This window comes from Candidatus Dormiibacter sp., assembly GCF_050999135.1.
Classification (GTDB): domain Bacteria; phylum Chloroflexota; class Dormibacteria; order Dormibacterales; family Dormibacteraceae; genus Dormiibacter; species Dormiibacter spiritus.
Genome location: NZ_JBPCPN010000020.1, coordinates 35,945 through 59,823 on the forward strand (window position 1 = coordinate 35,945; position 23,879 = coordinate 59,823).

At 67.2% G+C, this 23,879-nt stretch carries 27 protein-coding genes and 1 tRNA gene; 14 read left to right on the top strand and 14 right to left on the bottom strand.

The genetic code is table 11. The features are described 5' to 3' along the window. Window positions 1-23 precede the first annotated feature (23 nt). From ACR2MZ_RS04755 to infA, 4 genes are all read left to right on the top strand, one after another. Window positions 24-1,202 (top strand): zinc-dependent alcohol dehydrogenase, encoded by a 1,179-nt coding sequence (locus ACR2MZ_RS04755; protein ID WP_434003925.1) that lies wholly within the window; start codon window positions 24-26, stop codon window positions 1,200-1,202. A 20-nt stretch (window positions 1,203-1,222) separates the two neighbouring features. After that, the gene (gene larAH / locus ACR2MZ_RS04760; protein ID WP_434003926.1) at window positions 1,223-2,800 is read left to right on the top strand and encodes an NPN-dependent hydroxyacid isomerase, LarAH14/15/16 family; all 1,578 of its coding nucleotides are present in this window, start codon (window positions 1,223-1,225) and stop codon (window positions 2,798-2,800) included. A gap of 11 nt (window positions 2,801-2,811) precedes the next feature. Continuing rightward, window positions 2,812-3,645, top strand: coding sequence for a lysophospholipid acyltransferase family protein (locus ACR2MZ_RS04765; protein WP_434003927.1), 834 nt, complete (start codon window positions 2,812-2,814; stop codon window positions 3,643-3,645). Between the two features lie 158 nt (window positions 3,646-3,803). Further along, entirely contained in the window at window positions 3,804-4,007 is a 204-nt protein-coding gene (gene infA, locus ACR2MZ_RS04770; RefSeq protein ID WP_338176363.1) for a translation initiation factor IF-1, read from the top strand. Between the two features lie 196 nt (window positions 4,008-4,203). Here the strand turns inward: infA and ACR2MZ_RS04775 are convergent, their stop codons facing one another. Further along, window positions 4,204-4,506 (bottom strand): zinc-ribbon domain containing protein, encoded by a 303-nt coding sequence (locus ACR2MZ_RS04775; RefSeq protein WP_434003928.1) that lies wholly within the window; start codon window positions 4,504-4,506, stop codon window positions 4,204-4,206. Window positions 4,507-4,619: 113 nt separating this feature from the next. Here ACR2MZ_RS04775 and ACR2MZ_RS04780 point away from each other — a divergent pair, with 113 nt between their 5' ends. Genes ACR2MZ_RS04780 through pcaC form a run of 3 tightly spaced genes read left to right on the top strand, consistent with a single transcriptional unit; the run spans window position 4,620 to window position 7,386 of the window. Then, window positions 4,620-5,621: an aminopeptidase gene (locus ACR2MZ_RS04780; protein WP_434003929.1), complete on the top strand. Its 1,002-nt coding sequence runs from the start codon at window positions 4,620-4,622 to the stop codon at window positions 5,619-5,621. A gap of 11 nt (window positions 5,622-5,632) precedes the next feature. Then, window positions 5,633-6,979 (top strand): 3-carboxy-cis,cis-muconate cycloisomerase, encoded by a 1,347-nt coding sequence (gene pcaB, locus ACR2MZ_RS04785; protein WP_434003930.1) that lies wholly within the window; start codon window positions 5,633-5,635, stop codon window positions 6,977-6,979. Beyond that, window positions 6,976-7,386, top strand: coding sequence for a 4-carboxymuconolactone decarboxylase (gene pcaC, locus ACR2MZ_RS04790; RefSeq protein WP_434003931.1), 411 nt, complete (start codon window positions 6,976-6,978; stop codon window positions 7,384-7,386). Before pcaB ends, pcaC begins: the two co-directional genes overlap by 4 nt. 43 nt (window positions 7,387-7,429) lie before the next feature. On the opposite strand, the gene ACR2MZ_RS04795 is transcribed toward pcaC, so the two are convergent. From ACR2MZ_RS04795 to ACR2MZ_RS04815, 5 genes are read right to left on the bottom strand one after another with little or no spacing between them, the layout of a single operon-like run. Beyond that, window positions 7,430-7,927: a peptidase associated/transthyretin-like domain-containing protein gene (locus ACR2MZ_RS04795; RefSeq protein WP_434003932.1), complete on the bottom strand. Its 498-nt coding sequence runs from the start codon at window positions 7,925-7,927 to the stop codon at window positions 7,430-7,432. Window position 7,928: 1 nt separating this feature from the next. Continuing rightward, the gene (pcaH, locus tag ACR2MZ_RS04800) at window positions 7,929-8,618 is read right to left on the bottom strand and encodes a protocatechuate 3,4-dioxygenase subunit beta (protein ID WP_434003933.1); all 690 of its coding nucleotides are present in this window, start codon (window positions 8,616-8,618) and stop codon (window positions 7,929-7,931) included. Further along, window positions 8,618-9,793 carry a 4-hydroxybenzoate 3-monooxygenase gene (locus ACR2MZ_RS04805; RefSeq protein WP_434003934.1) on the bottom strand — a complete coding sequence of 392 codons (1,176 nt, stop codon included), beginning with the start codon at window positions 9,791-9,793 and terminating at the stop codon, window positions 8,618-8,620. Before ACR2MZ_RS04805 ends, pcaH begins: the two co-directional genes overlap by 1 nt. 4 nt (window positions 9,794-9,797) lie before the next feature. Further along, window positions 9,798-11,441, bottom strand: a complete 1,644-nt coding sequence (locus tag ACR2MZ_RS04810) for an MDR family MFS transporter (protein WP_434003935.1) — start codon at window positions 11,439-11,441, stop codon at window positions 9,798-9,800. Continuing rightward, on the bottom strand, window positions 11,431-12,081 hold the full coding sequence (locus ACR2MZ_RS04815; protein ID WP_434003936.1) for a MarR family winged helix-turn-helix transcriptional regulator: 651 nt from the start codon (window positions 12,079-12,081) through the stop codon (window positions 11,431-11,433). Before ACR2MZ_RS04815 ends, ACR2MZ_RS04810 begins: the two co-directional genes overlap by 11 nt. Window positions 12,082-12,152: 71 nt before the next feature. Between ACR2MZ_RS04815 and ACR2MZ_RS04820 the strand changes: the two genes are divergently transcribed. Genes ACR2MZ_RS04820 through ACR2MZ_RS04830 form a run of 3 tightly spaced genes read left to right on the top strand, consistent with a single transcriptional unit; the run spans window position 12,153 to window position 14,257 of the window. Then, window positions 12,153-12,839, top strand: a complete 687-nt coding sequence (locus tag ACR2MZ_RS04820; RefSeq protein WP_434003937.1) for a hypothetical protein — start codon at window positions 12,153-12,155, stop codon at window positions 12,837-12,839. Further along, window positions 12,836-13,846 carry a dipeptidase gene (locus ACR2MZ_RS04825; protein WP_434003938.1) on the top strand — a complete coding sequence of 337 codons (1,011 nt, stop codon included), beginning with the start codon at window positions 12,836-12,838 and terminating at the stop codon, window positions 13,844-13,846. The genes ACR2MZ_RS04820 and ACR2MZ_RS04825 overlap by 4 nt, the downstream gene beginning before the upstream one ends. A 15-nt stretch (window positions 13,847-13,861) precedes the next feature. Then, window positions 13,862-14,257 (top strand): pyrophosphohydrolase domain-containing protein, encoded by a 396-nt coding sequence (locus ACR2MZ_RS04830; RefSeq protein ID WP_434003939.1) that lies wholly within the window; start codon window positions 13,862-13,864, stop codon window positions 14,255-14,257. A gap of 68 nt (window positions 14,258-14,325) precedes the next feature. On the opposite strand, the gene ACR2MZ_RS04835 is transcribed toward ACR2MZ_RS04830, so the two are convergent. From ACR2MZ_RS04835 to ACR2MZ_RS04845, 3 genes are read right to left on the bottom strand one after another with little or no spacing between them, the layout of a single operon-like run. After that, the gene (locus ACR2MZ_RS04835; RefSeq protein WP_434003949.1) at window positions 14,326-15,138 is read right to left on the bottom strand and encodes a succinate dehydrogenase/fumarate reductase iron-sulfur subunit; all 813 of its coding nucleotides are present in this window, start codon (window positions 15,136-15,138) and stop codon (window positions 14,326-14,328) included. 50 nt (window positions 15,139-15,188) lie between these two features. Next, window positions 15,189-16,952, bottom strand: a complete 1,764-nt coding sequence (locus ACR2MZ_RS04840; RefSeq protein ID WP_434003940.1) for an FAD-binding protein — start codon at window positions 16,950-16,952, stop codon at window positions 15,189-15,191. 13 nt (window positions 16,953-16,965) lie between these two features. Next, entirely contained in the window at window positions 16,966-17,751 is a 786-nt protein-coding gene (locus tag ACR2MZ_RS04845; protein WP_434003941.1) for a hypothetical protein, read from the bottom strand. Window positions 17,752-17,824: 73 nt separating this feature from the next. On the opposite strand from ACR2MZ_RS04845, the gene ACR2MZ_RS04850 reads away from it, so the two are divergent. Beyond that, window positions 17,825-18,349, top strand: a complete 525-nt coding sequence (locus ACR2MZ_RS04850) for a hypothetical protein (protein ID WP_434003942.1) — start codon at window positions 17,825-17,827, stop codon at window positions 18,347-18,349. Window positions 18,350-18,362: 13 nt separating this feature from the next. Here ACR2MZ_RS04850 and ACR2MZ_RS04855 read toward each other — a convergent pair whose 3' ends face one another. Next, on the bottom strand, window positions 18,363-19,136 hold the full coding sequence (locus ACR2MZ_RS04855; protein WP_434003950.1) for an enoyl-CoA hydratase: 774 nt from the start codon (window positions 19,134-19,136) through the stop codon (window positions 18,363-18,365). Window positions 19,137-19,161: 25 nt separating this feature from the next. Between ACR2MZ_RS04855 and ACR2MZ_RS04860 the strand changes: the two genes are divergently transcribed. From ACR2MZ_RS04860 to ACR2MZ_RS04870, 3 genes are all read left to right on the top strand, one after another. Continuing rightward, a complete protein-coding gene (locus ACR2MZ_RS04860) occupies window positions 19,162-19,569 on the top strand; it encodes a PaaI family thioesterase (protein ID WP_434003943.1) in 408 nt (135 codons plus the stop codon). A gap of 70 nt (window positions 19,570-19,639) precedes the next feature. Continuing rightward, window positions 19,640-19,716 (top strand) — tRNA-Pro (locus tag ACR2MZ_RS04865). Between the two features lie 130 nt (window positions 19,717-19,846). Further along, window positions 19,847-20,059, top strand: coding sequence for a DUF6199 family natural product biosynthesis protein (locus ACR2MZ_RS04870; protein ID WP_434003944.1), 213 nt, complete (start codon window positions 19,847-19,849; stop codon window positions 20,057-20,059). Here ACR2MZ_RS04870 and ACR2MZ_RS04875 read toward each other — a convergent pair. From ACR2MZ_RS04875 to ACR2MZ_RS04890, 4 genes are all read right to left on the bottom strand, one after another. Continuing rightward, entirely contained in the window at window positions 20,034-21,227 is a 1,194-nt protein-coding gene (locus ACR2MZ_RS04875) for an alpha-amylase family protein (protein WP_434003945.1), read from the bottom strand. The genes ACR2MZ_RS04870 and ACR2MZ_RS04875 overlap by 26 nt on opposite strands. Next, a complete protein-coding gene (locus ACR2MZ_RS04880) occupies window positions 21,224-22,027 on the bottom strand; it encodes an ABC transporter permease (RefSeq protein ID WP_434003946.1) in 804 nt (267 codons plus the stop codon). The genes ACR2MZ_RS04875 and ACR2MZ_RS04880 overlap by 4 nt, the downstream gene beginning before the upstream one ends. A gap of 28 nt (window positions 22,028-22,055) precedes the next feature. Continuing rightward, window positions 22,056-22,610, bottom strand: a complete 555-nt coding sequence (locus tag ACR2MZ_RS04885; protein ID WP_434003947.1) for a cupin domain-containing protein — start codon at window positions 22,608-22,610, stop codon at window positions 22,056-22,058. A gap of 133 nt (window positions 22,611-22,743) precedes the next feature. Then, window positions 22,744-23,879 (bottom strand): HNH endonuclease signature motif containing protein (locus ACR2MZ_RS04890; protein WP_434003948.1); only part of this gene is annotated, 1,136 nt, incomplete at its 5' end.

Sequence of the window (23,879 nt, forward strand, 5' to 3'; positions counted from 1 at the left end):
CTGGCGGTGGTTGGTTAGGCTCGATGCTGGCCCTGCAGTACGTGCGCTCACTGCCGCGGTACGCGCTGGTCAGGGCCACCGGCGGCCGCGCCGGCGTGGCGACCGGCGACTTCTCGCTGCTGCACCTGGGCGACGTGCAGGAGCCTGAGCCACCGAACGGCAGCTGGCGTCGCGTGCTGCCGTCGCTGGCTGGCATTTGCGGCTCGGACACCGCGGCCATCACTGGTCATGCCTCGCTCTATCTCGATCCCTTGACCAGCTATCCCTTCGTGCCAGGGCATGAGGTGGTAGGCATCTTGGCGGGCGACGGCGCCCGCGTGGTGGTGGAGCCGGCGCTTGGCTGCGAGGTCCGCGGCTTGAGCCCGCTCTGCGCTCGCTGTGTTGAGGGCCGCCCCGGTCTCTGCCAGCGCGTCGACGAGGGGGATCTGGCGGTGGGCCTGCAGACCGGCTACTGCTGCTCCACCGGGGGCGGCTGGGGCGAGGTGCTCATAGCGCACGAGAGCCAGCTGCATGAGGTGCCGCCAGCGCTGAGCGACGAAGCGGCCGTCCTGATCGAGCCGTTCGCTTGTTCGGTGCACGCCGCTTTGCGCGGCGCCGCGGGCGCTGAGGACGTGGTGGTGGTCCAGGGCACCGGCACCATCGGGCTGCTCACCCTCGCGGCGATCAAGCTCTTCTGCCCGCCGCGCCGGCTGATCGCAGTGGCCAAGCATCCGTTCCAGCGCCAGCAGGCTCTGCGCCTGGGTGCCGACCAGGTGATCCGGCCGGACGAGGTGTTCCAGCGGATCCGCTTCGCCACCGAGGCCCGCCGGCTGGACGGTCCCAACCTCTCGCTGCTCCTGGGCGGCGCCGACCTTACCTTCGAGTGCACGGGCACGGCCGCCGGTCTGGATGACGCCTTCCGCTACACGCGGGCCGGGGGGAAGGTGGTGGCCGTCGGCATGCCTGGGCGGGAGAGCGTGGATTGGGGACCGATCTGGCAGCGCGAGCTGACGGTGATGGGTGCCTACGCCTACGGCACCGAGGCGACCGGCGCGCGCACGTTCGACATGGCCTTGGCTGCCGCGCCGGAGCTTGGTCTGGAGCAGCTGACAGGGCCCCTGTTCCAGCTGAGCGAGTACCGCGACGCCATCGCCTACGCCGTCCAGGCGGGCCGCCGCTCGACGGCCAAAGTCGCCTTCGATCTGCGCGGCCTACGGCTCTAACCACTAGGATCACCTAGCTGATGTCTCGTCCGGGCGCGGTTCTGGAAGTCGATCGCAACTCGCCGCCGACGCTCTTTCACTTCGGCGAAGGGGTGCGCCTGGAACGGCTGCCTCTGGGCAGCCGCATCCTCTATCCGCCGGATCCGCTCGAGCCGATAGCTCATCCCGAGCGTGCCATCCGGCGGGCCCTGGCGCATCCCCTCGACGACGACCCGCTGAAGGACCTGCTGCGCCCGGGCATGAAGCTGACAATCGCCTTCGACGACCTCTCGCTGCCGCTGCCGCCGATGGCCCAGCCCGATGTCCGCCAGCTGGTCATGGAAGAGGTGGTCGAGCTGGCCGCCGAAGCCGGGGTGGAGGACATCCACCTCATCGTCGCCACCGGCCTGCACAGGCGCATGACCGAGGACGAGATCCGGCATATCGTCGGCGACCGCATCTTCACGACTTTCTGGCCTGACTGCCTCTACAACCACGACGCCGAGGACGAGGGGGAAAACGTGCGCATCGGGCAGACCTCCGATGGGCACGAGGTCACGCTCAACCGTCGCGCGGCGGAATCCGACCTGGTGGTGTACGTGAACCTGACCCTGGTCCCGATGGACGGGGGTCACAAGTCGATGGCGACTGGCCTGGCCAGCTATCGCGGCATCCGCGCTCACCACAACGTCGAGACCCTGCTCGGCTCGCGGTCCTATATGCATCCCCCCGATTCGCAGCTGCACCACTCCTGCATCCAGCAGGGGCGGTTGATCGAGGATCACGTGCGTGTCTTTCACATCGAGACGTCGGTCAACAATCACGCCTTCCCAACTGTTGCCAACTTCATGCAGAAGCGGGAGACGGATTGGACGCCGGCGGACCAGGCTACTTATCTGGCATTGAAGCAGCTGAGCGATTTTGCGCCACGAGACCTGAAGCGGACCATCTTCCACTCGATGAAGGCGCCCTACGGCCTCACCGGTGTCAATGCCGGACAGGTGGATCAGGTCCACGAGCGGACGCTGGACGTGGTACGCAAGCAGATGACTGTGGAGGTCGACGGGCAGACTGACATCGTCACCATGGGCCTGCCCTATCTGGGCCCGTACAACGTGAACTCGATCCTGAACCCGGTCCTGGTCGTCTGCCTGGGGCTCGGCTATCTCTTCAATCTCTACCGGGGCAGACCGGTGGTGAGAGAGGGCGGCGTGGTGATCATGACGCACCCCTGCCGCTACGAGTTCGACTCGGTTCATCATCCCAGCTACATCGACTTCTACGATGAGGTGCTGGCGGACACTACAGATCCCGGCCAGATCGAGAGCAAGTACGAGCGTCGGTTCGCCGAGGACGATTGGTACCGGCAGCTGTTCCGCAAGTCACACGCTTACCACGGTGTGCATCCGTTCTATGCCTGGTACTGGGCGGCGCACGCGCTGGACCATGTCGGCGACGTGATAGTGGTGGGTGGTGAGCGAGAGGTGGTTCACCGCCTGGGCTTCAAGGCCGCCACCACGCTGGCAGATGCCTTCGAGATGGCTGAGCAGACGGTCGGGAGGTATCCCAGCGTCAGTCACCTCAGGACTCCGCCGCTCCTGCTGGCGGACGTCAGGTAACCAGTTTGAGCTTGGTCGACGATGTCCGCCAGGTACGCCGCGGCTGGCACTGGGGGGAGGTGAAGCCGCGCAGCTGGCCCGAGCGGGCGCCTGCCGTGCCTGACCGCTCGAGCAACCTGGGCTGGGCACGGGCCGAGCCGGTGAGGAGCGCCCGCTGGCTGCTCCAGAAAGGTGTCTCGCTGCCCTTCACCCGCGTGATGGCCAACCCCCAAGTCCGCGGAGCTGAGTGGATGGAGAGCCTGGAGCGGCCTGCCATCATCGCCGCCAACCATGCCAGCCACGCCGACCTTCAGCTCCTGCTCTACGCGCTGCCCGATCGAGCCCGGGAGCGAACCGTCGTCGCCGCAGCTGCCGACTACTGGTATCAGCGCCCCTGGCTGGGCCGGCTGGTCAGCCTCTGGCTGAACACGTTTCCGTTTTCGCGCACGGGTGGCCCGCAGGCCGTCCTGCATCACTCGAGTCAGCTGCTCAAGTCAGGCTGGCACCTGCTCATCTTCCCGGAAGGCTCCCGCTCGGCCGATGGCCGGGTGCAGGAGTTCAAGCCGGGCGTCGGCTTTCTCGCCCGGGAGACAGGTGCGCCGGTGGTGCCGATCCACGTCCGCGGCGGCCAGCGCATCATGCCGAAGGGCCGTGCCTATCCGCTGCCCGCGCCGGCGCAGGTCAGGATCGGCCGGCCGCTCCAGGCCCAGGGAAAGGAGAGCGCGCGTGCCTTTGCCGGTCGCGTGGAGCGTTCTGTCCGCGAGCTGGCCGCGGGCACCGACGAACCGGACGTGATCGGCAGCTGGATCGAACGCTGGCGGGCCGCTGGGCCTCCTTCAGGGGCGGCGGCTCGGCGGCGGAGCTAGCGGCTGCGCTGGTCGCTCCCGGTTCGAGACAAGTCCAGCTGGGCGCACAGTTCGGTAGACTCGCTGCAAGTTTGGCACGTTCATCGACACCGCGACGTGGTCCTCGCAGACCCAAGGCGCAGAAGGAAGCGACTCCCGACCAGCAGAAGGAAGAGGCGGTGGTCATGGATGCTGTGGTGTCCCAGGCCCTACCCAACGCGATGTTTGAGGTGGAGCTGGAGAACGAGCACAAGCTCATCGCCTACGCGGCAGGAAGGATGCGACGCTACTTCATCCGCATCACCCCTGGCGACCGGATCAGAGTCGAGCTGTCACCCTACGACCTGACGCGCGGCCGCATCGTCTACCGCTACCGCGAATAGGCGAGCAAGGGGAGGCAGGCCTCCCCTTCCAAAACCCCTCCCGGCTTGGTTTTAGAGCCAGGGTCGTCGCGAGAGCACGCGGTCTTCGTGGATCCGCTGTTCTGCTTCGATACCGACGTCGGGTATCGGCCGGGATAAACCCGGCCTGTCGACCTGACGTTGGCGACGAGTTTGGGGAGGCAGGCCTCCCTTCGAATCAGTAGTGGGAGCCGGCGCGGGCGCCCTGGAAGCACTCCTGACAGTAGACGGGCCTGGCTCCGGTCGGACGGAAGGGGACCTGCGTCTCGCGACCGCAGCTGGAGCAAACGACGTCGAACATCTCCCGCCCGGAACGGGCCTGGCCCTGCCCCTCGCCCGCCTTCTTCTGCGCCCGGCAGCTCGGGCAGCGGCGAGGCTCATTCGTGAGGCCCCGGGCTTGGTAGAACTCCTGCTCGCCCGCCGTGAAGACGAACTGGCTGCTGCAATCACGACAGGTCAGCAATTTGTCCGCGAATATCAACGAAACCTCTCCTCAAACCCAAGCCGGCGGCAAGGCCACCATCTCCCTGTGGCGCTGCCCATCAGAGGATGTTATTACCGATCGCGCCTCGATGGGAAGCTAACCTTGGCGAGATGAGAAGCGACTACACGCCCGGAGCGCGCAATGCCGTCCGTGCCTGTCTCAACGTGGCTGCCGACGACCGCGTCGCAGTCATCAAGGACAAGGGTCGGCTGGCGATCGCCGAAGCCATCGAGGAGGAGGCTCGCGCCACCGGGGCGGAGGTCCGCAGCTGGCTGATGGAAGACCTGATCCAAAGGCCGGCTCGCGAATTCCCCCGGCGTCTGGCCGAGGAGATCCTGGCCTTTGAGCCGTCGGTCTCCTACTTCATCGGCGAAGGCCTGCTAGGGGAGCTGGCCTTCCGCCAGCCGATGCTGGAGCTGCTCGAAGGCAGGCTTCGCTGCCGCCACGGCCACATGATAGGCATCGACCATCAGCTGATGCTGGAGGGGATGGCCGGCGATTACGAGGAGATCTACTCGGTCACGCGCAGGGTCTGGGAAGTGGCCCGCCAGGCGAGCAAGATCGAGGTGGCTACGCGTCTCGGCACCGAGCTGACCGCCACCTTCTCGCCCAGCCGCCGCTGGGTGCCCTGTGACGGTCGCTACTGGGAGCAGGGCCAGTGGGGCAACCTTCCCGAGGGTGAGACGTTCACAGCCCCGCTGAGCTTGGACGGCGTGCTGGTGGGCGAGGAGCTGGGGGATCATTTCGCTCCCAAGTACGGCCTCCTGCCCGAGCCGATCAGCATCCGCATCAGGGACGGCAGGGTCCAATCCGTCGAACTGAGCAGCCGACCGGAGCTCGTGCGGGAGGTGGAGGCCTACTTCGGCCAGAGCCCCAACTCGAACCGGGTGGGTGAGTTCGCCATCGGCACCAACACCGGCTTGCGCAAAATCGTCGGCAACTTCCTCCAGGACGAGAAGTTCCCAGGCGTTCACGTGGCCTTCGGCGATCCCTACGGCTCCGCCACAGGCGCTGACTGGAGCTGTCCCAGCCACGTGGATGTCCTGGCCAGCCAGGCCGACGTGTGGGTGGACGGGCGCAAGATCATGGAAGCCGGCCGCTTTCAGCTCTGAGCGCCGCCAGCTTGACCTCTGATCGTCTGTTCGGACAGGCGTCCAGCACAGCCGAGATGTTGGATGCGGTATCTGACGCTGCCTGGCTGGAGTCGATGCTCCGGGTCGAAGCCGCCCTGGCCAAGGTCGAGGGCCGCCTCGGCCTGATCCCGCCAGAGGCTGCAGCGTCGATCGCCTCTTCACTATTGGCTGCCGAGCTCGATCCGGAGCAGATCGGCCGCGAGGCAGTCAGTGCCGGCAATCCGGTGATCCCGATGGTCAGGATGCTGAGCAGGGTGGTGCCGGGCGAGGCGGTGGGCTACGTCCACTGGGGAGCCACAAGTCAGGACATCCTGGACACCGGGATGATGCTGGTAGCGCGCAGGGCGCTGACCCTTATCACGCGGGACACTGATGCGGTGGCGGCCGCGGCCGCTGACTTGGCAGTACGCCATAGGTCCAGCGTCATGGTTGGGCGCACCCTCTTGCAGCAGGCTGCGCCGACGACCTTTGGGCTGAAGGCCGCGGGTTGGCTGACTGCAGTCAGGGAAGCCCGATCCCGGATTCGCGAGATACAGCAGGGGGGCCTCGCGCTTCAGTTCGGCGGCGCGGCCGGCACGCTGGCAGCTCTGGGCGAACGGGGCCTGGATGTGTCCCGTGAACTCGCGCGTGAGCTCGGGCTGGTCGAGCCTGTCCTGCCCTGGCACACTGCCCGAGGCCGCGTCCTCGCTTTGGCTACAGCGCTGGGCATCCTCACAGCAGCCGTCGGCAAGATCGCCCTGGACGTGCTGTTGATGGCGCAGAACGAGGTAGCTGAGGTTTCCGAAGGCGCCGGCGGGGGCTCATCCACCCTGCCTCAGAAGCAAAACCCGGTGGCCGCTGTGGAGGTCCTGGCCTGTGTCAGGGGCGTGAACGCCCAGGTCGCTCTGCTCATGGCCGCGGCCCTGCAGGAGCATGAGCGGGCGGCCGGCGGCTGGCAGGCGGAATGGCCGGCGATCAGTGAGCTGTTCAGATTCAGCGCCGGCGCCATGGGCCGCACCGCGGGAATGCTGGAAGGCCTCCAGGTCAATCGCGAGCGGATGACCGCCAACCTCCTTCAGGGAGGCGGCCAGGTAATGTCCGAGGGCGTGATGATGAGACTCGCAGCGCGCATCGGTCGCCCGCGGGCCCACCACCTGGTAGGGGAAGCGGCTGCGGCCGCAGTGAACTCAGGCCGGGAGTTCGGGGCCGAGCTCAAGGCCGACCCTGAGATCTCTGCCCAGTTGAGCCCGGCCGAAATCGATGCCGCCCTTGAGCCCGGCAGCTACCTGGGTTCGGCGGAGGCTCTGGTCGATCGGGCTGTAACCGCCTACCAGATGGAAATGGCCGAGGGAAAGTGAGCGACCACAGCGACCAGTTCGAGCTCGGGCGGGAGGTCCGCCGGGCGGTCCTCGGCTCGCAGCACGTCGACCAATCGGAAGCGAACCGCACCCCGCTCAACGCCGACTTCCAGGACCTGCTCACCCGCTATGCGTGGGGCGAAATCTGGAGTCGAAAAGGTCTCGACCGTCGCACGCGCAGCTGCATCACGGTTGCCATGCTGGTGGCCCTCAATCACCCCGAAGAGCTGGCGCTGCACCTGCGCGGCGCTCTGCGGAACGGGGTCAGCGCGGCGGAGCTGCGCGAGGTCCTGCTCCAAACCGCTGTGTATTGCGGCTTTCCGGCCGCGAGAAGCGCGTTCCGGGTGGCGTCGGAAGTACTCGGGGAAATGGCTGATCAACCGCCCGGCGAAGGGTCCCCCGCGTGAGCCGGGCGGTCAGCGCCTGAAGAACCCTGGTGGCTCCCGTTGTTCAGAGAGCAAAGAAAACTGTCTCGCCTTCGCCCTGCAGCCGTATGTCGAACCTAAGCGCACCCGGTTCGGCCCGAGCGATCAGGGTCGGCCGGCGCTCTGGCTCGACGCGCGCCAGGACCCAGTCAGCGCTGTTGGCAGCAGTCTCCCCGGGAAAATAGATCCGGGTCTGGAGCTGCCGCAGGAGCCCGCGCGCGAAGATCGTGAGGTTGAAGTGCGGTGCTTGGACCGTGCCGCCAGGACCTGGCATTGGCGCCGGCTTTGACGCAGTGAAGTGAAAAGCGCCCTCGGGGTCTGTCGCGCAGCGGGCGAACTGCTCGCCCTGCCACAGCTCGAGCAGCGCGTCGGGGACTGGTGTGCCAGCGCCGTCCAGGACCTGGCCTTCGATCCGCAGCTCGCCCTGCCCCGACGGAGCTGCCTCGGAGTCCCCGGCGAAGGGCAGGGCAAAACCGAAGAAGGGGCCGACGGTCTGCGAAGGCGTGGGAGCGGTCCGCGCCACCTCACGCCTCCCACGGGGTCGAGTTCCGGCCCCTGAGCGCTATGTCCCAGCGGTAGCCGAGCGCCCAGTTGGGCTTGGTGGTCTCCCAGTCGAACGCCGCCACCAGCAGGTCTCGCCCGCGCTGATCAGGAATCGACTGCAGGATGGGATCGAAAGGCAGCAGTGGGTCACCCGGGAAATACATCTGCGTGACAAGCCTGCTGCCAAGCTCAGCGCCGAAGAGTGAGAAATGGATGCGCGCGGGGCGCCAGGCGTTGGCGTGATTGCCCCAGGGATAGGCTCCGGGCTTGATCGACACGAAGCTGTAGCGGCCCTCCGCGTCCGTCAGGCACCGCCCGGCGCCAGTGAAGTTGGCGTCGAGCGGGGCTGAATGGTCGTCGCCGGGATCGACGTAGCGACCGGCGGCGTTGGCCTGCCAAACCTCAACCAGGGTGTGCGGCAGGGGACGACCGTCGCTGTCCAGCACGCGGCCGGTCACGACTATCCGCTCCCCCAGAGGCTCGCCCCGGTGCTGGCGCGTCAGGTCGGCGTCCCCGCCGGAGACGGTAACGCGGCCGAAGGCGGGTCCCGGCGCCCGATGAAACCACTCCTCTGGCAGCCTCAGCAGCGCCGCCCGGGGAGCCCGCAGAATCGTGGATTTGTAGTCGGGGTGCAGGTACGGTGGCTCGAATCCGATCTCCGTCTCGCTCATCAGACGCCTCCGTCCAGAGCTGTCGCTGCACTTGTGTAGTTCTCCGCCAATGATGTCGAGGCAGCTCGCGACCGAGTCAGGTATGAAAGCTGGGCCAGCTGCAGGCGATGTTCGAAGGGATCGCCGGTCGGCCGGCGATGCAGCAGGCCTGTCATGAACGCTGAAAACTGCTGGGCCCGCCAGACCCTGTTCAGACAGCTCTCGGTGTACGCGTCCAGGAGGGTGGTCGATTTCGACCGATACCAGGCGACCAGGGCGCGGGCCAGCGTCTGGACGTCCGCCAAGGCCAGGTTCATCCCCTTGGCGCCAGTCGGCGGCACTATGTGAGCCGAGTCTCCGGCGAGGTAGAGCCGGCCGTGCTGCATCGGCTCCAGCACGAGGCTGTGCAGAGCCGTGATGCCGAGGTCCAGGATTTCGCCGGCTCGCAGGTCAGGCTCGGCCAATCGCAATCGAAGTTCGTCCCAGATGCGGGCCTCCGGCCAGTTCGCGAGATCCTCGTCCGCCGCGACCTGCAGATAGAGGCGGCTGACCTCCGGAGAACGCATGCTGTGCAGCGCGAAGCCGTTCTCATGGCAGGCGTAGATGAGCTCTCGTTCCGTGGGCGGCGTGCGGGCCAGGATGCCGAGCCAGCCGTGCGCATACACCCGTTCGTAAACCGTCGCGGGGACGGCTGTGCGGCCGATGCCATGGGCCCCATCGCAGGCGGCGATGAAGTCACATCCGAGCTCCGATTCATCCTCCCCTACACGGTAGGTGATGAGCGGCCGGTCGCCGACTATCGCGCCGAGCCCTTTTGCTTCAGCCTCGAAGAGGATCCGTCCCCCTGCCTGGAGGCGCGCTGCGATCAGATCCTTGACGATTTCCTGCTGGCCGTACACGAGAATCGTCCGTCCGGTGAGAGCCATGAAGTCGATGTGATGGCGCCCGCCGGCGAACTGAAGGTTGATACCGCGATGGACGAGGCCCTCTCGGTCCATGCGCTCGCCCACGCCGCTGGCTCGGAGCAGCTCGGCAGCCCCATGTTCCAGCACGCCTGCCCTGACCCGGCCTTCCGCGTACTGGCGGCTGCGCGCTTCCAGGACCACCGATTCGATGCCGGCCGTGGCGAGCAGGTGCGAGAGCAGCAACCCGGCAGGGCCGGCGCCGATGATGCCTACCTGGGTCCGTTCCTTCACTCCGTCAGGCTGGCAGCGCTTCCTTTTGCTCGAACTCTTCCTCTGCCACCTCGGCGACTGGCGCCTCGCTGAAGCCGGTACCCCGGCCGGCGGCTGCCTTGAGCGGCACCTCGCGCAGGAAGAAGCTCGCCACGACGGCGATGGCGACCACTGCGGCGGCGATGAGGAACAGGCTGTGCAGCGTGTCGGCCAGGCCGAGTCGGGTCGCGTGGATGACCTGGTCGAAGAGCGGCGCCGCCTGCGGCGGCAGGGCGGCCCGGAGATGGGCCAGGTTGTTGGGATCGAACAGCGCCTGCGGGCTGCTGCCGCCGGCCTGGCCGGTGGGCAGCTTGAACTGGGGCGGGAGGTGCAGCGCGGCGACCTGCTTCTGGATCGAGTCGGTCAGGCGGTTGGCCAGGACCGAGCCGAGCACAGCCGTGCCCACGGTGCCGCCCAGGTTCCGCCAGAACTGCACTTGGCTGGTGGCGACGCCCACCATCTTTCCCGCCAGCGCACTCTGCACCACGTTGATGGTGAGCGGGAAGGTGGTCCCCAACCCGGCGCCGATGATGACCAGGTCGCGCACCACCTCCCACTGGGTGGTGCCGACGCTGACCTGCGACAGCAGCAGAAGACCGCCGACGACGGCGCTGGCGCCGGCGATGGCCAGCACCCGATAGCGGCGGATGCGAATCATCAACTGGCCGGAAACGATGCTGAACACAATCAGCCCGAGCACCATCGGCGTCAGCAGCTGGCCGGAGTTGGTGGCGCTGACGCCCAGCACGCCCTGGTAGATCAGCGGCACGAAGATGATCGAACCGAACATGCCGAAGGCTGTGAAGAAGGCGATGATCACAGTGATGGTGAAGGCGTTCAGCTTGAAGAGCTGGAACGGCACCACCGGCTCGCTCGCCCGCCGTTCAACGAAGAAGAAGCTGATCAGCAGCACGCCGGCCAGCAGCAGGAGACCTAGCACCTCAGGTGACGTCCAAGCGTGGGTGTTGGTGATGGAAAGCGCAATCAGCAGCGGGACCAGGCCGGCTGCGAGAACAGCGCCGCCCAGGAAGTCGATCTGCCGCCAGTTGGCGTGCGACCGAACATAGGGCAGGCCCAGCGCCACAACCGCGACAGCCAGGATGCCCACCGGCAGGTTGACGTAGAACACCCAGCGCCAGCCGAGCCCGTCGGTCAACCAGCCGCCCAGTGTGGGGCCGATGACCGAGGAGAGGCCGAAGACGCCGCCGAAGACGCCCTGCAGCTTGACCCGCTGCTCAGGCGGAAAGATGTCAGCCAGCACTGTGAAGACAGTGGCAAACAGCATGCCGCCGAAGAGGCCCTGGATGGCTCGGAAGAGGGTCAGCTGAAACATGTTCTGCGACAGGCCGCAGAGAGCGGAGGCCAGCACGAAACCGACCATGCCTGTCAGCAGGAAAGGCTTGCGGCCGAACATGTCGCCCAACTTGCCGGCGATCGGAACCACAATCGTGGAGCTGACCAGGTAAGCGGTAGTGACCCAGGCGTAGTACTCGAGGCCGTTCAGCTCCGAGATGATGCGCGGCATCGCCGTCCCCACCACTGTCTGGTCCAGCGACGCCAGTAGGAGGGCAAGCATGACGCCCGCGGTGGCGAAGATTTTCTGGCCTCTGGTCAGGTTGCTAGCGGGCACGGCTTTCCTCCTCGTCGGTGATGGCTGGGTCAAGCGGCGACGGCTGAAGGTGGCCGGCCGGGTCGGTGGTGGTGGTGGTGATCTGCAGCAGGCGCCAGCAGAGGTGGCGGAGCTGCTTCCAGTCGGCTTCAGACAGCCGGTTAGAAAGCAGGTCCTGGGCATACAGCATGCGCTGGCGCATTTGGAGAACCTTCTCCTGTCCGGCAGGTGTGAGCTCGGCACGCCAGGAACGGCGATCCTCCGGGTCGGAGACTCGGCGCGCCAGACCGTCGCGCTCCAGATTGTCAAGCAGTCCTGTCACGTTCCGAGGGGTGACGCCCATGGAACCGGCCAGCTTGCCCAGGACCACGCCGGAGTCACTCCGGGAGAGCGCCTGCAGCATCTGGAAGCGACCTTCGCTGAGGTTCACGCCCTCACAGAGGCGCTCGCGCTTGTTGTGCAGGTGGCGAGCGACCTTGGTCAGCGCCACCAGCGCTTCGGCGGTGAGGAGCGTTGCTGGCGACGCCTGGGTGGCCTCCAGATCACGCCGGACCTGGACGTTATAGAGAAGTCCAGCTTCGTCAGCAGCGAGCGCTTCGCTCAGCTGCGGCCCTGTCTCCAGAGAAGTGCCGCCGTTAGGGGTTTCATTAACTGAGTTCATAGTGTAGTAGTTCAATATTACTGCATTCACGAGATCTCTGCCGGAGGGTCGGCTGGGTAAGCTAGCCCCTGGTGATCGCTAGCATCGGCGCGGCCGAGCCGGCCACCTGGAGGGAGGCGGGCGCAGCCGCGTTCTGCGCCGCGGCCGTGGGCTTGGGTGAGCGGACCCGTCTGCTCACCTTGTCAGCGGGCTCCCCCGGGGCCGGGGAGGTGCCCAAGACAGAAGACTACGAGGTGCTGGAGCTGACCGGGCCAGGCTCTCTCAAAGCTGGGCTGGCTGAGGTTCGCCACCTGCACCTGGCAGCCGTCCCGCCTCTCAGCGAAGCAACGATGGCGCTGCTGGCACGGGCAGTGGCCACCGCCCGTAGTGCCAGCGCCACGCTGTCGGTCAGCCTGGCCGGACCCGAACAGATCATCCAGCATGGCCGGCGGCGGCTGACCCAGGAGCTCGCTGCGCTGCGGCCCGAGCTGCTTTTTGCCTCCGAGGCTGGAGATGCGCTCCTGACGGCGCCGCTCTCTGAGCTCTGCGTGGTGCCGGTGGTGAGCATCGAGTCGGGCGGGCTGCGCGTTTTCGACCGCCAGGTGCCGGCGCTCCACCGCCTGAACAGCGGTGGCGCGGCGCTCACCGCAGCTTTCTGCGTGGCGTATCTGGAAGGCGCCACGCCGCTGGAGGCGGCGGGCCGGGCTGTGCTGCTGGGGAGGGCGGCAGCTTCCGACGGGAAGCGGCGGCCTGAGCGAGCTCTCCGCGGACCCGCATGACGCGCGCCCGGCGCCCCGCGATGATAGTCGACGCTCACCTCGACATCGCCTGGAACGCTGTCGCCCAGGGTCTGCCCTTCGATCGGCCCACGCCCGGCTTCGTAGTGAGCCGGCCGGCGTTGGCCGAAGCCGGGGTGGGACTGGTCTTCGCCACCCTCTTCTGCGCTCCGGCCCGAGCGGGCAAGCTGGCGGGGCGCTTCACCTACAGGACGCCCCGCGAAGCCAATCTCATGGCTCGAGCCCAGCTCGGCTGGTACGGCAGCGCCGGGCCGCCGCTGGTCCGGGATCGGACCGAGCTGGACCGGCACCGGCGGGGCTGGCGGCCCGGCAAACTGGCGGCAGTGCTGCTGATGGAAGGAGCCGATCCGATCCGGAAACCGGCGGAGGTCGGCTGGTGGCAGGAGCGGGGCGTCCGCATCATCGGCCCTGCGTGGTCGGGCACCCGTTACGCCGGCGGCACCGGTGAGCCGGGCGGGCTGACCGGCCGCGGAGTGAAACTGCTCCGCGCAATGGCCCGCCAACAGGTCATCCTGGACCTGAGCCACCTGGCCGATGAGGCTCTGCGGGATGCACTCCAGCTCTGGCAGGGGCCTCTGATCGCCTCCCACAGCAACGCCGGCGCCATCGTCCCTGGTGATCGGCAGCTGGCGGACAGCGTGGCGGCGGAGGTGGGGCGGAGGGGCGGCATGCTGGGCGTGAGCTTCTATCGCCGGCATCTGCGAGCTGACGAGCGCCCAGCTCGGTTGGAGGATGTGGTGCGCCATCTACGGCATCTGGCCAGGGCTGCCGGTGGACCTGAGCATGTCGGCTTGGGCAGCGATCTGGATGGCGGCTTCAAGGCCTCCGAGGCCGCAATCCGGCGCGAGGGCCAGTTGAGCCGCCTGGGCCAGCTCCTGCAGCGTCATTTCTCGGCGCGGCAGGTGGAGGGGATCATGGGAACGAACTGGCTCGAGTTTCTGGGCCGCAGCTTGCCCGCGGCAGCGCCGGAGGCCCGCGCGGCAAAGTAAGGAGAAGGAGAGGTCATGAACCAGGAACAACAGTTGGTCCACACCTTCCACGAGCGCTACGGCTTGCCTCGCCAGGAGGTGCCCACCTGGCCGGGCGACCAGGTCCTCCGGCAGCGCATCCTCATGCTCGAAGAGGAGCTGGCGGAGCTGCGCAATTCAGCCCAAAACCACGATCTGGCCGAGGTGGCCGATGCCCTGGCGGACCTGCTCCACGTCGCTTACGGCACCGCTGTCGCCTGCGGCATCGACCTGGAGCCCATCTTCGCCGAGATCCACCGAGCCAACATGACCAAGGACCGGCACGAGCGGAGGCCCGACGGCAAGCCGGCGAAAGGCCCCGCCTACGTGGCCCCTGACGTACAACCGCTGCTGGAGGAGCAGAGGCGGCTGGCGGCTGCAGCGTCTCGCTGAAGACCTGACGCGAGTGCGTTGAGTGCCGACATGAAGCGCGCTGAACCGCCGCTCGATCGCTCGGTTCACTAGCGCTGGTCGGGGGCGTCCTCCATGCCGCGGACCGGCCGGCGGCCCCGCTTGTCGCCCGTCAACTTCCGCGCCGCCCAGCGCACGGGGTCGAAGTACTCATCGGCCACTCGTTCCTTGAGCGGGATGATGGCGTTGTCGGTGATGTTGATGTGCTCAGGGCAGACCTCGTAGCAGCACTTGGTGATGTTGCACATGCCCAGCCCTGCCTTGTGCTTCAGCATCGGCCGCCGGTCCAGCGAGTCCTTCGGGTGCATCTCGAGAGTGGCCGTCCGGATCATGAAGCGCGGTCCGTAGTACTGATCCTTCTGCTCGTGGTTGCGCAGAACGTGGCAGACGTCCTGGCAGAGGAAGCACTCGATGCACTTGCGGAACTCGGTCAGGCGCTGCACGTCTTCCTGCTGCATGCGCCAGGGCTCGGGATCCTTCAGATCCTCCTCGCTGGGCGAAAACGGCGGGATCTGCTTGTTCACCTCGTAGTTCCAGGAGACGTCGGTGACAAGGTCCCGGATCACCGGGAAGGTGTGCATGGGAGTGACTGTGATGTCGCCCTGGAAGCTGTCCAGGCGGCTCTTGCACATGAGACGCGGAAAGCCGTTGATCTCCGCTGAGCAGGACCCGCACTTGGCAGCCTTGCAGTTCCAGCGCACCGCCAGATCGGCATCCACGTGGGCCTGGATCCAGAGCACGGCGTCCAGGATGACCATGCCTTCCTGGGCTGGCACCTCATAGCTGACGAGTTCACCGCCGGTGGGATCGCCCCGCCAGACCTTCAGCGTGACCGAGCGGCCGGTGGCCTCTGCCTCCCGCAGGTGCAGGGGGACGTCATCGACCGGTTCAGCGACCTCTGATCTGACAGCCACTAATCCTCCCGCGTGTAGTCGGTGTTCCACTTCGAGTTGATGACTTCCATCAACTCGTCGGGGATGGGTTCCTTGGCAATCGCGTCAAGCTTGAGCTCCCGCCCGTCCTTCTCGACCACGAAGTTGACCTTGCCCAGCTCCTCATCGGGCTCCGGGTAGTCGCTGCGCGTGTGGGCGCCCCGGCTCTCCCGGCGCTCGATCGCGCTCACGAACAGCGCTTCGGCGTTGTCCACCATGCTCTGGACGTCGAGCGAGGCATGCCAGCCGGGGTTGAAGTGGCGGCCGCCCCCAGAGGCGACGGCGACCCGCGCCGCGCGCTCCTGCAGCTCCTTCACCTTGCCCAACCCGACCCTCAGGCCTTTCTCCTCGCGGATGATGGGCGCATGGCGCGTGAGCGCGTCCTGCAGCTCCGCGTGCACCTGGTAGGGGTTCTCGCCATCCTCTCCGGTGAGAGGTCGGAGGGTGTAAGCGATGGCCTCGCTGAGCTGGCCACTCTCCCAGCTGACAGCCTTGTGGCCCGCCTGGGCGAAGGCAGCCGCCGCGTCGCCCGCCCGCTTGCCGAAGACCAGCAGGTCGGAGAGCGAGTTGCCGCCCAGCCGGTTGGCGCCGTGCAGTCCGCAGGCGACCTCGCCGGCGGCGAAGAGGCCCGCCAGGTTGGAAGCGCCGGTCGCAGGCTCGACCCGCACGCCCGACATGGCGTAGTGGATGGTGGGGGCGACCTCCATCGGCTCCTTCGTGATGTCAACATCGGCCAGCTCATGGAACTGCTCCCACATGGAGGGCAGCTTGGACTTGATGAAGTCGGCCGGCTTGTGGCTGATGTCGAGGAAGGCGCCGCCATGGGGCGTGCCCCGCCCTTCCAGGACCTCCTGGTTGATCGAGCGGGCGACCACGTCGCGCGTGGACAGCTCCATGCGCTCGGGATCGTACTTCTCCATGAAGCGCTCGCCCTGGCTGTTCCGCAGCAGGCCACCTTCGCCACGAACACCCTCGGTGACCAGGAGGCCGCGCACTCCTGGCGGCCAGATCATGCCGGTGGGATGGAACTGGACCATCTCGCAGTCCTGCAGGATCGCGCCGGCGTGATAGGCGAGGGCCGTGCCGTCACCCGTCGACTCCCAGCTGTTGGAGGTGACCCGGTAGATCTTGCCCAGGCCGCCGCTGGCCAGCAGCACCGCCCCGGCCCGGTAGACGACCAGACCGCCGTCCTGGCGGCGGTAGGCGAGTGCGCCGCAGACGCGGCCGTCACGGACCAGCAGGCGCGTGACGGTGACCTCCATGTGGACGTCGACGCCAGGTGAGTGGACCAGTTTGTCCTGCAGCGATCGGATGAGCTCCAGGCCCGTGCGATCACCGATGTGGGCGAGGCGGGGGTAGGTGTGACCGCCAAACGAGCGCTGATGGATCAGGCCCTTGGCGTTGCGGTCGAAGATGGCGCCCCAGCGCTCGAGCTCCTGAACCCGCTCCGGCGCTTCCTTGGCGTGAATCTCAGCCATGCGCCAGTTGTTCAGCAGCTTGCCGCCCTTCATGGTGTCGGAGAAGTGAGTCTTCCAGCTGTCAGGCTTGGCCACGTTCGCCAGGGCGGCGGCCATGCCGCCCTCGGCCATGACCGTGTGAGCCTTGCCCAGGAGAGACTTGCAGACGACCTGCACCCGGCAGCCGGCCTGGGCGGCGGCGATGGCGCCCCGCATGCCGGCGCCTCCGGCGCCGATCACGAGCACATCGGTGCTGACCTCGTCGTAGTTGACAGCGGGTTCGGCCATCTATCCCATCGCCTCAGAGCCAGGCGGCCCCGCCGAGCACGCCGTGCGCGCCGAGCCGGATGTAGATGTCGGTGAACCAGACTGTGAACATGCTCACCCAGGCCCACAGCGCGTGGTTCGCGTTGAGGACCGTCACTCCCTTCCAGAGCCGGAAGCGGGCCTTGTGGCAGCTGAAACAGTCGGTGCTGCCACCGACGAGATGCCGCCAGGCGTGGCAGCCGTAGGTGTAGCCGAGCAGGCAGGCGACGTTGACAAGCATGATCACGTTGCCGAGCCCGAAGTGGAAAGCGCCCTGGTAGGTGAAGGCGATCACTGCGTCGTAGATCAGGATCAGAGTCTGCAGGGCTGTCGCGTAGAACGCGAAGCGATGGAGGTTGTTGAAGACCCACAGCCGCGTCTCGCCGCGGTAGTCGCGCTTTTCGGGATCCGTCGCCGCGCAGGAGCGGGGGTGGAGCAGGAAGCTGCGGAAATATGCCTTGCGGTAGTAGTAGCAGGTCACGCGGAAAGTCAGCGGCGCCCAGGCGACCCACAGGGCCGGTGGGATGAGGAAGCCGGCCAGGCGGACGTTCACCTCGGGCGAGAAGAAGGGGCTCAGATAGGGGCCGAACCGGCCTGTCGTCTCGAATAGAACCACCAGGCCCGAGTAAATGATGAAGAGCGAGAACACCACGACGATAGAGGTTGGGTAGAGCCAGTCGGGAAGCCTGCTGTATGGATTCTGGATGCCGCCGCGGAAGCGCTTTGCACGCGTCCCCGCGGCCTGAGTGGCTGCCACGACTTCAAAAGTGTAAGTCGGCACCGCCGGCCGGCTTGGCGCGGCCTCAGCCACGGGTCAGGCGGTCGTCCGCCCCGTCGGTAGGATGAAGGCGCGAATGCCCCGTCTCGCCCCACTTCTTCTGGGCATGCTCATCCTCGTCACGTGCGCCTGTGCAGGCCTGGAGGCCGAACCTCCGGTCGCCGCGACCCCACCGTCGACGCCCTCGGCGGTGGCCGCCCAGAGCTGGCTCCAGGATCTGAGCTTCAACGGCGACGTCAAGGGCAAGCTGAACCAGATCAGCCCCAGCCAGGCCAACCTGCGCAGCGTCTGCACTGGTAGCCGAGGGACCGGCGCCGAGAGCTGGATCCTCACGCTCTACGGGCCGATCGGGCGCCGGGTCTACGGGTTCCAGGTCGGCATCCAGCCCTACCGGGGGCCCGCCGCCTACAACGGGGCCAAGGCGCAGGTCCAGCTCTTCCGGCCTGACAACACTCTCGCCTGGAGCTCGGGCGGCGACGATGAAGTCAGCTTCAGGCTGGATCCGAGCCAGGAGTCAGGTCAGATCAGCGCTTCTCTGACCAATCTCAGCAACAACCAAACCAAGGTGAAGGTGAGCGGCCGTTGGTCCTGCCGGACCTAGAGCCGGCTGAGCTTCAGCGGCCTGTCCACTCCGGCTTGCGCTTTTCGAGGAAGGCGCTCATGCCCTCCTGGGCGTCGCCGGTCATCGCGTTGTCGGCCATCACTCGACCCATGAGCTGGTAGGCGTCGCCCTGGCGCTCGTCGATCTGCCGGTAGAAAGCCTCCTTGCCGACCTGGAGGGTAAGTTGGCTGGAGGAGGCGATCTGCCGAGCCAGCTCCATCACTTCGTCTTCGAGCCTGTCGGCCGGCACCACGCGGTTGACCAAGCCCCAGTCCGCTGCTGTGTTGGCATCGATCGGACGGCCGGTCAGCAGCATCTCCAGCGCCCGCTTACGGCCGATGACACGGCTCACTGCCACCATGGGCGTCGAGCAGAAGAGCCCGATCTTGACACCAGGGGTGGCAAAGGTGGCAGTCTCGGCGGCGACGGCGAGATCGCAAGTAGCCACCAGCTGGCAGCCGGCGGCGGTCGCGGTGGCGTGGACGGCGGCGATGACCGGCTGGGGCACTCGCTGGATGGTCTGCATGAGCTCTGTGCAGGTGTCGAAGATCGCCTGCTCGTCGGCCAGGCTGCGGCCGATCATCTCGCGCAGGTCATGACCCGCGGAAAAGGCTGGGCCTTTGGCCCGGAGGATGATCACCCGCACTTCCGGCCGCCGGCTCTGCTCCTCGAGGAGGGCCGTGAGCTGTTGCATGAGGGCCGTCGAGAGGGCGTTGCGCCGCTCGGGATCGTTCAGTGTGAGGAGCACTGCCGGTAGTCGGTCCTCCAGCAACACGTGCTCCAGGATGGCGGCCACGGTTAGGTTATACCGCGTGGATGTCACCTACGACCATCAGTGCTTCGGCTGCGGCGCGAACAACCCGCAAGGGCTTCAGATGCGCTTCGAGCCGCTGAGTGGAGAGTCGGTCTGCGAGTACGTGGTTCCCCAGCGCTACCAGAGCTGGGAGGGCATGATCCACGGCGGCGTCGTAGCTCTGATGCTGGATGAGGCGGTGGGCTGGGCGGCTTGGCACGCTGACCGGCCGGGCGTTACGGGGAAGCTGGAGGTGCGCTACCGACAGGCGCTGAAGAGCGGCGAGCGCATCCGCGTTGTGGGGAGGATCGACCGAGCCCGGCGCAGCCTGAGCTACGCTAGCAGCTACATCGAGCGCGTGGCCGACGGGGCCCGGATCGCCGAGGCGACGGCTGTGCTCATGACGAAGGAAGCGGCAGTTCTTTAGGGTCGGCTGCCGCGGCGGTGGCGGCCACCGGCTGACGAACGGCTAGAATGGCGGTTCGCTTTTCCGTAGGCGGGGGCTAGCGCAGTCCGGCAGCGCGCACGGTTCGGGACCGTGAGGCCCCGGGTTCGAATCCCGGGCCCCCGACCACCCTGTCCCGAATATCAAGGGGCCGGGTCAGGCCACTCCGAGTCGACCGTCCCACTGCCCTGTGTACCAACGCATGTTGCAGCAGGCTCACGACGGACGGGAAGATCAGGCCCGCCCTGATTATTCCGGCATGAAGCTTCCACTGCTGCTGTTCATGGTGCTCTGGATAGCCATCGCCGTGGTGAACGTCGTTTTCCCCCGATCAGTGTGGCGTCTCAGGTCCTGGCAGTTCAAGGATCCTTCGGCTCAGCCGAGCGAACAATGGGTCCTTCTCCAGCGGATCACCAGCGTGATAATCGGCGTAGCCGGCATCGTGATTATGGCACCACGCGTGGTTCGCTAGACAAGGTCTTCTCCGGGCTGCTTGCCCTATCGTCTCCCACAATCCGCGCAAAGGCGTCGACGTAACTCGAATCGCCGCTTAGGCTCCGGAGCAACCAGTATTCGGCACCCCAGAAGAGGTACGCCTCGAGCTGAATCCCTGCCCGGCGCGCCCGCCGGAGGCAGCGGTTGTAGTTCTCGATCACACGCTCGGGCGGGCAGCTGTACATCGCGCGGTCGGCCGGGTTTGGTGGTGCGGTCACCGCCTCCCACGGTTCCGCCTGACCCTCCGTGACCATCCGGCGGCGTCCCCGATCTTCGCTGGAAGGGACAAAGCGCCTTCGCCACGGACTGCGGTCGCCATCGAGGTAGGCGGTCAAGTGGCCGAGCCCGACCAGCGCATGGCGCGGGTAGTAGTCGATGCCGACGATGTCGGCCAAGCGAGCCGCAAGGTCCAGGGAATCTCCCTGGTCCCGGGTCCGCCACCATTGCTGTGCCCTCACCGGTAGGGATGTCGGCAGGAAGCCGTTGAGCAGGACCGGACGGGTCGGGTCCGCCCGTCTGACTGCGCTGATCTCCCGCTCCACGAAGTCCACTGCCAGGCGCCAGGAGTGCTCCAGGCCGAGCGGGTCGACCGCCTCGTGCTCGACCTGCCAAGCAACTATCGACCCGCGGCCGCGGTATCGCTCCACCACGCGAGTCACGAAGGAGGTCGCCGCTGCGAGGAGCTCGCCATTGGCCGCGGGCCTAATGAGGGAGCCCTCGCGCAGCGGTGGTCGAAGATGGTGGAGAGGCGCGTAAAACTCCGGATAGCCGAAGTTCTTCAGAGCGCCGACGCAGACGATCACCTGTTTGCCGGCCGTCTCAGCCGCCTCGATCTGCCAGTCCAGGTCGGTGGGATCGAACGAGCCGGCGTCGGGTTCCAACCGGTCCCAATAGGCACCCAGCCTGACCAGGTGGAAGGGATAGGCGAGCAGCGTTCGCAACGACACTTGGGGATCCAGACCCGTGGCCTCAGCCTGCCGCGGTCGGAAGCTTATGCCCAGTTGCGTCAAGCCGCGCGGCTCGATGGGCACGCCGCGCCAGCGGACTGTCAGCGGCTCTTCGGACGGTCTGATCCGGACCTCCGACGCCAGCGGCACCGTCAGGGCGGCCAGGACCGAGGCCGCGATTGCTGTGCGCGTCCTCATCGGGAGCGTTCTCGGTGATTTAGCAGCGCGGCACCGGCAACCAGGAGAACCAGGAAGAGCGCTGTCATCACAGCTATGTCCAGCAGCGGGTTCTCGGCCACCGCCGTCCCGTAGCCGGGGTTGCCGGCGTAGAACGCCGCCCGCACGAGATTGACAGGATAGCGAAGCGGCATCGCCCACGAGACGGCGTCGAGCCACTGGGGCAGTCCCCTCAGCGGCGCGATCACTCCCGCGAAGAAGTACTGCGGCAGGATCAGAAACGGGAAAACCTGGAGGGCGGCGCGCTGATTGGGCAGGGCCGCCAGGGTGGCCAGACCGAAGGCGCCGCCGAGCAGGCAGCAGGCCACACAGGGCAGGACCAGGGCCGCCACTTGGACCGGCCCAAGGTGGACTCTGAACAGCAGCGCGAAGACCACCACGCCGAAGCCCTGGACGAGCGCCACAAGGGTTTCCCCGAGGACCTTGCCGGAGACGATGGTGACGCGCGAAATGGGAGCCACGAACAGCTCCTGCGAGAAGTCGGTCTCGCGATCCTCGATCAGCGACATCATGCCAGCTGCCGTGGATTGAAAGAGGGTGGCGGCGAGCACCCCTGTGAACAGCAACGTCACCGAATCGAGTCCGGTGGCGCGACCCACTGTCGGCTGGAGCGCAGTGCCGAGGCCGGCGATCAGAAGTATCGGGAAGGCCAGGCTCACTCCGAGCCGGACGCGGTCGCGCAGCAGCTTTGTCAGGTCGCGCTGAGCGACGGCCAGCAGGGCCGAGGCCTCCCCGCCCACGCCGCCGCCCGCCCCGGCCATCACCTATCAGTCGGAGCGAGAATTGAGGTCACAGACCGTGATCGTCCTTGTGATCTCGCGTTCCATCACGAAGGTGCCGATAGGTGGCATCCAGCCCCAAGCGGCTGCCGATCCAGGCCACTGGGCGCATAGCTGAGGCGACAAGTCGGGGCAGGATGGGAGCGCGCACCTCCCGCTCGAATTCTTTTAGGAAGAGGGCCAGCTTGACGGGTCCAGGAAGGGTACCCAGCTCGGCCGCGGTCTCGAGCAGCTCCTCCATGTGCAGCGCGGGCCGCGCCTCCACCAGGAGCCGGGCAGGGGCTGGTCCGGCGTTGGCAAAGGAGTGTGGCACACCGGGAAATACGGTGACCGTTTCGCCCACCGCCGCAATGACCGACCGCCGTCCGAGCCGGAAACGCACCCGACCGTCCAGTACTGTGAAGCGCTCCTCCTGCTCAGGGTGAAGATGCCCGGTCGGAACGCGCCCGCCAGGACTGAGATGAAGCTCGAACTCGACGAGTCGCCCGCCGGTCTCGGCCCCAGTCCGCAGGAGGACTATCCGCTCTCCGCTGGCTGGGTTCTGGATAGTCCTGCCGGTCCTCACCTGGCCTATTGTCCGCGGACCGCGGGGACGGTCGCTCCCGGCCAGTGCGCCTGCCCCGAGCTGCCGCCTAACCGCTATTGACAGGCACCTGCGGCGTGGATCGACGACCAACTGATGCACCGAGCGGGGTCTGTCACGGCGCCCGGCCGGCCTGGCGCTCTCGGTACTCCGCGTTCGTGAACATGACGAAGAGCGTGTGATCGACGTCACAGCGTTCGCCGCCTGAGCGGGCGCCCGCTGTCCCGGCAGTCATAGTCAGACCGTGGCCATGATGCAGCTGTCGGAGATGCGGCGCACCCGCGCTGGCGCAATCAAGCCGCTGTGACTGCGCCTTGATCGGCCGGCCGCCTCTCGCCGCAATGCTGAGGCTGCCATCCCTCTCCTGCCGGATCGCGTAGGCGCCCTCGTGCAGCCGCCGGTGATGAAAGCCGCAGAGCGAGACTAGGTTGCTGAGATCAGTGCGGCCGCCCTGGGCCCAGTGCTGCAGGTGATGAGCGTGCGTCCGCCGCACTGGCACCGGGCAGCCAGGAAAACAGCAGCCCTTGTCCCTCGCGTTGAGAGCTGTGCGCAGCCGCGGCGAGACAGTCCGCCGGGAGCGGCCGAGGTCGATCGGCAGTCCCTCGCGCTGCCAGAGCTCCATCACCTCGGCATCACAGGCCAGCCGCTCCACCACCGAGGGCGGCAGTGGCTGCCCATCCTCCAGCGTGCAGCGACCACCCTCCTGCTTGCCGCTCAGCAGCGAGGCATCGACGTGAACCACCACCCGAGTCCGACCAGGTGCTCCCTCCAGCTCGGCTGCCGCCACGCCGGTGGCATGCTCGCAGACAGCTACCAGCGCGTCAGCCCGCCGCGCCGCCCAGGGGTCCTCCGCTGGATCCGGCACCTGGGGCGCTTCCCGCCCCTCGGCCAGCGTCTCCCCGACCGCCTGAGCCGGCTGCTGCGACCGCTCCAGGGCGATCGACTCCAGCACCGAAGCCACCATTGCTCCCTCCTCCGGCGGCAAAAGCGCGACCAGGCGCAGCATCCCGTCCTCGCGGTAGCTGGTCCAGAGGCCGCGGTTGGCAAGCTGCGCTTCAGGGTTGCCGTCGCGAGCCTGACGGTAGAGGCGGCAGATCCTGCTCAGCTGGCCGGCTGTCAGCTCCCGGCCCAGCTCGACCCAGCCCTCCTCATCGGCGGCAGTGGCGACACTCGCCAGCGCTCTGGCCTTGTCCAGCGAGAGCTCACCGGTGCGGAAGGCGGCTCGGGTCAGCGGCAGAGCCCCCAGCGCAG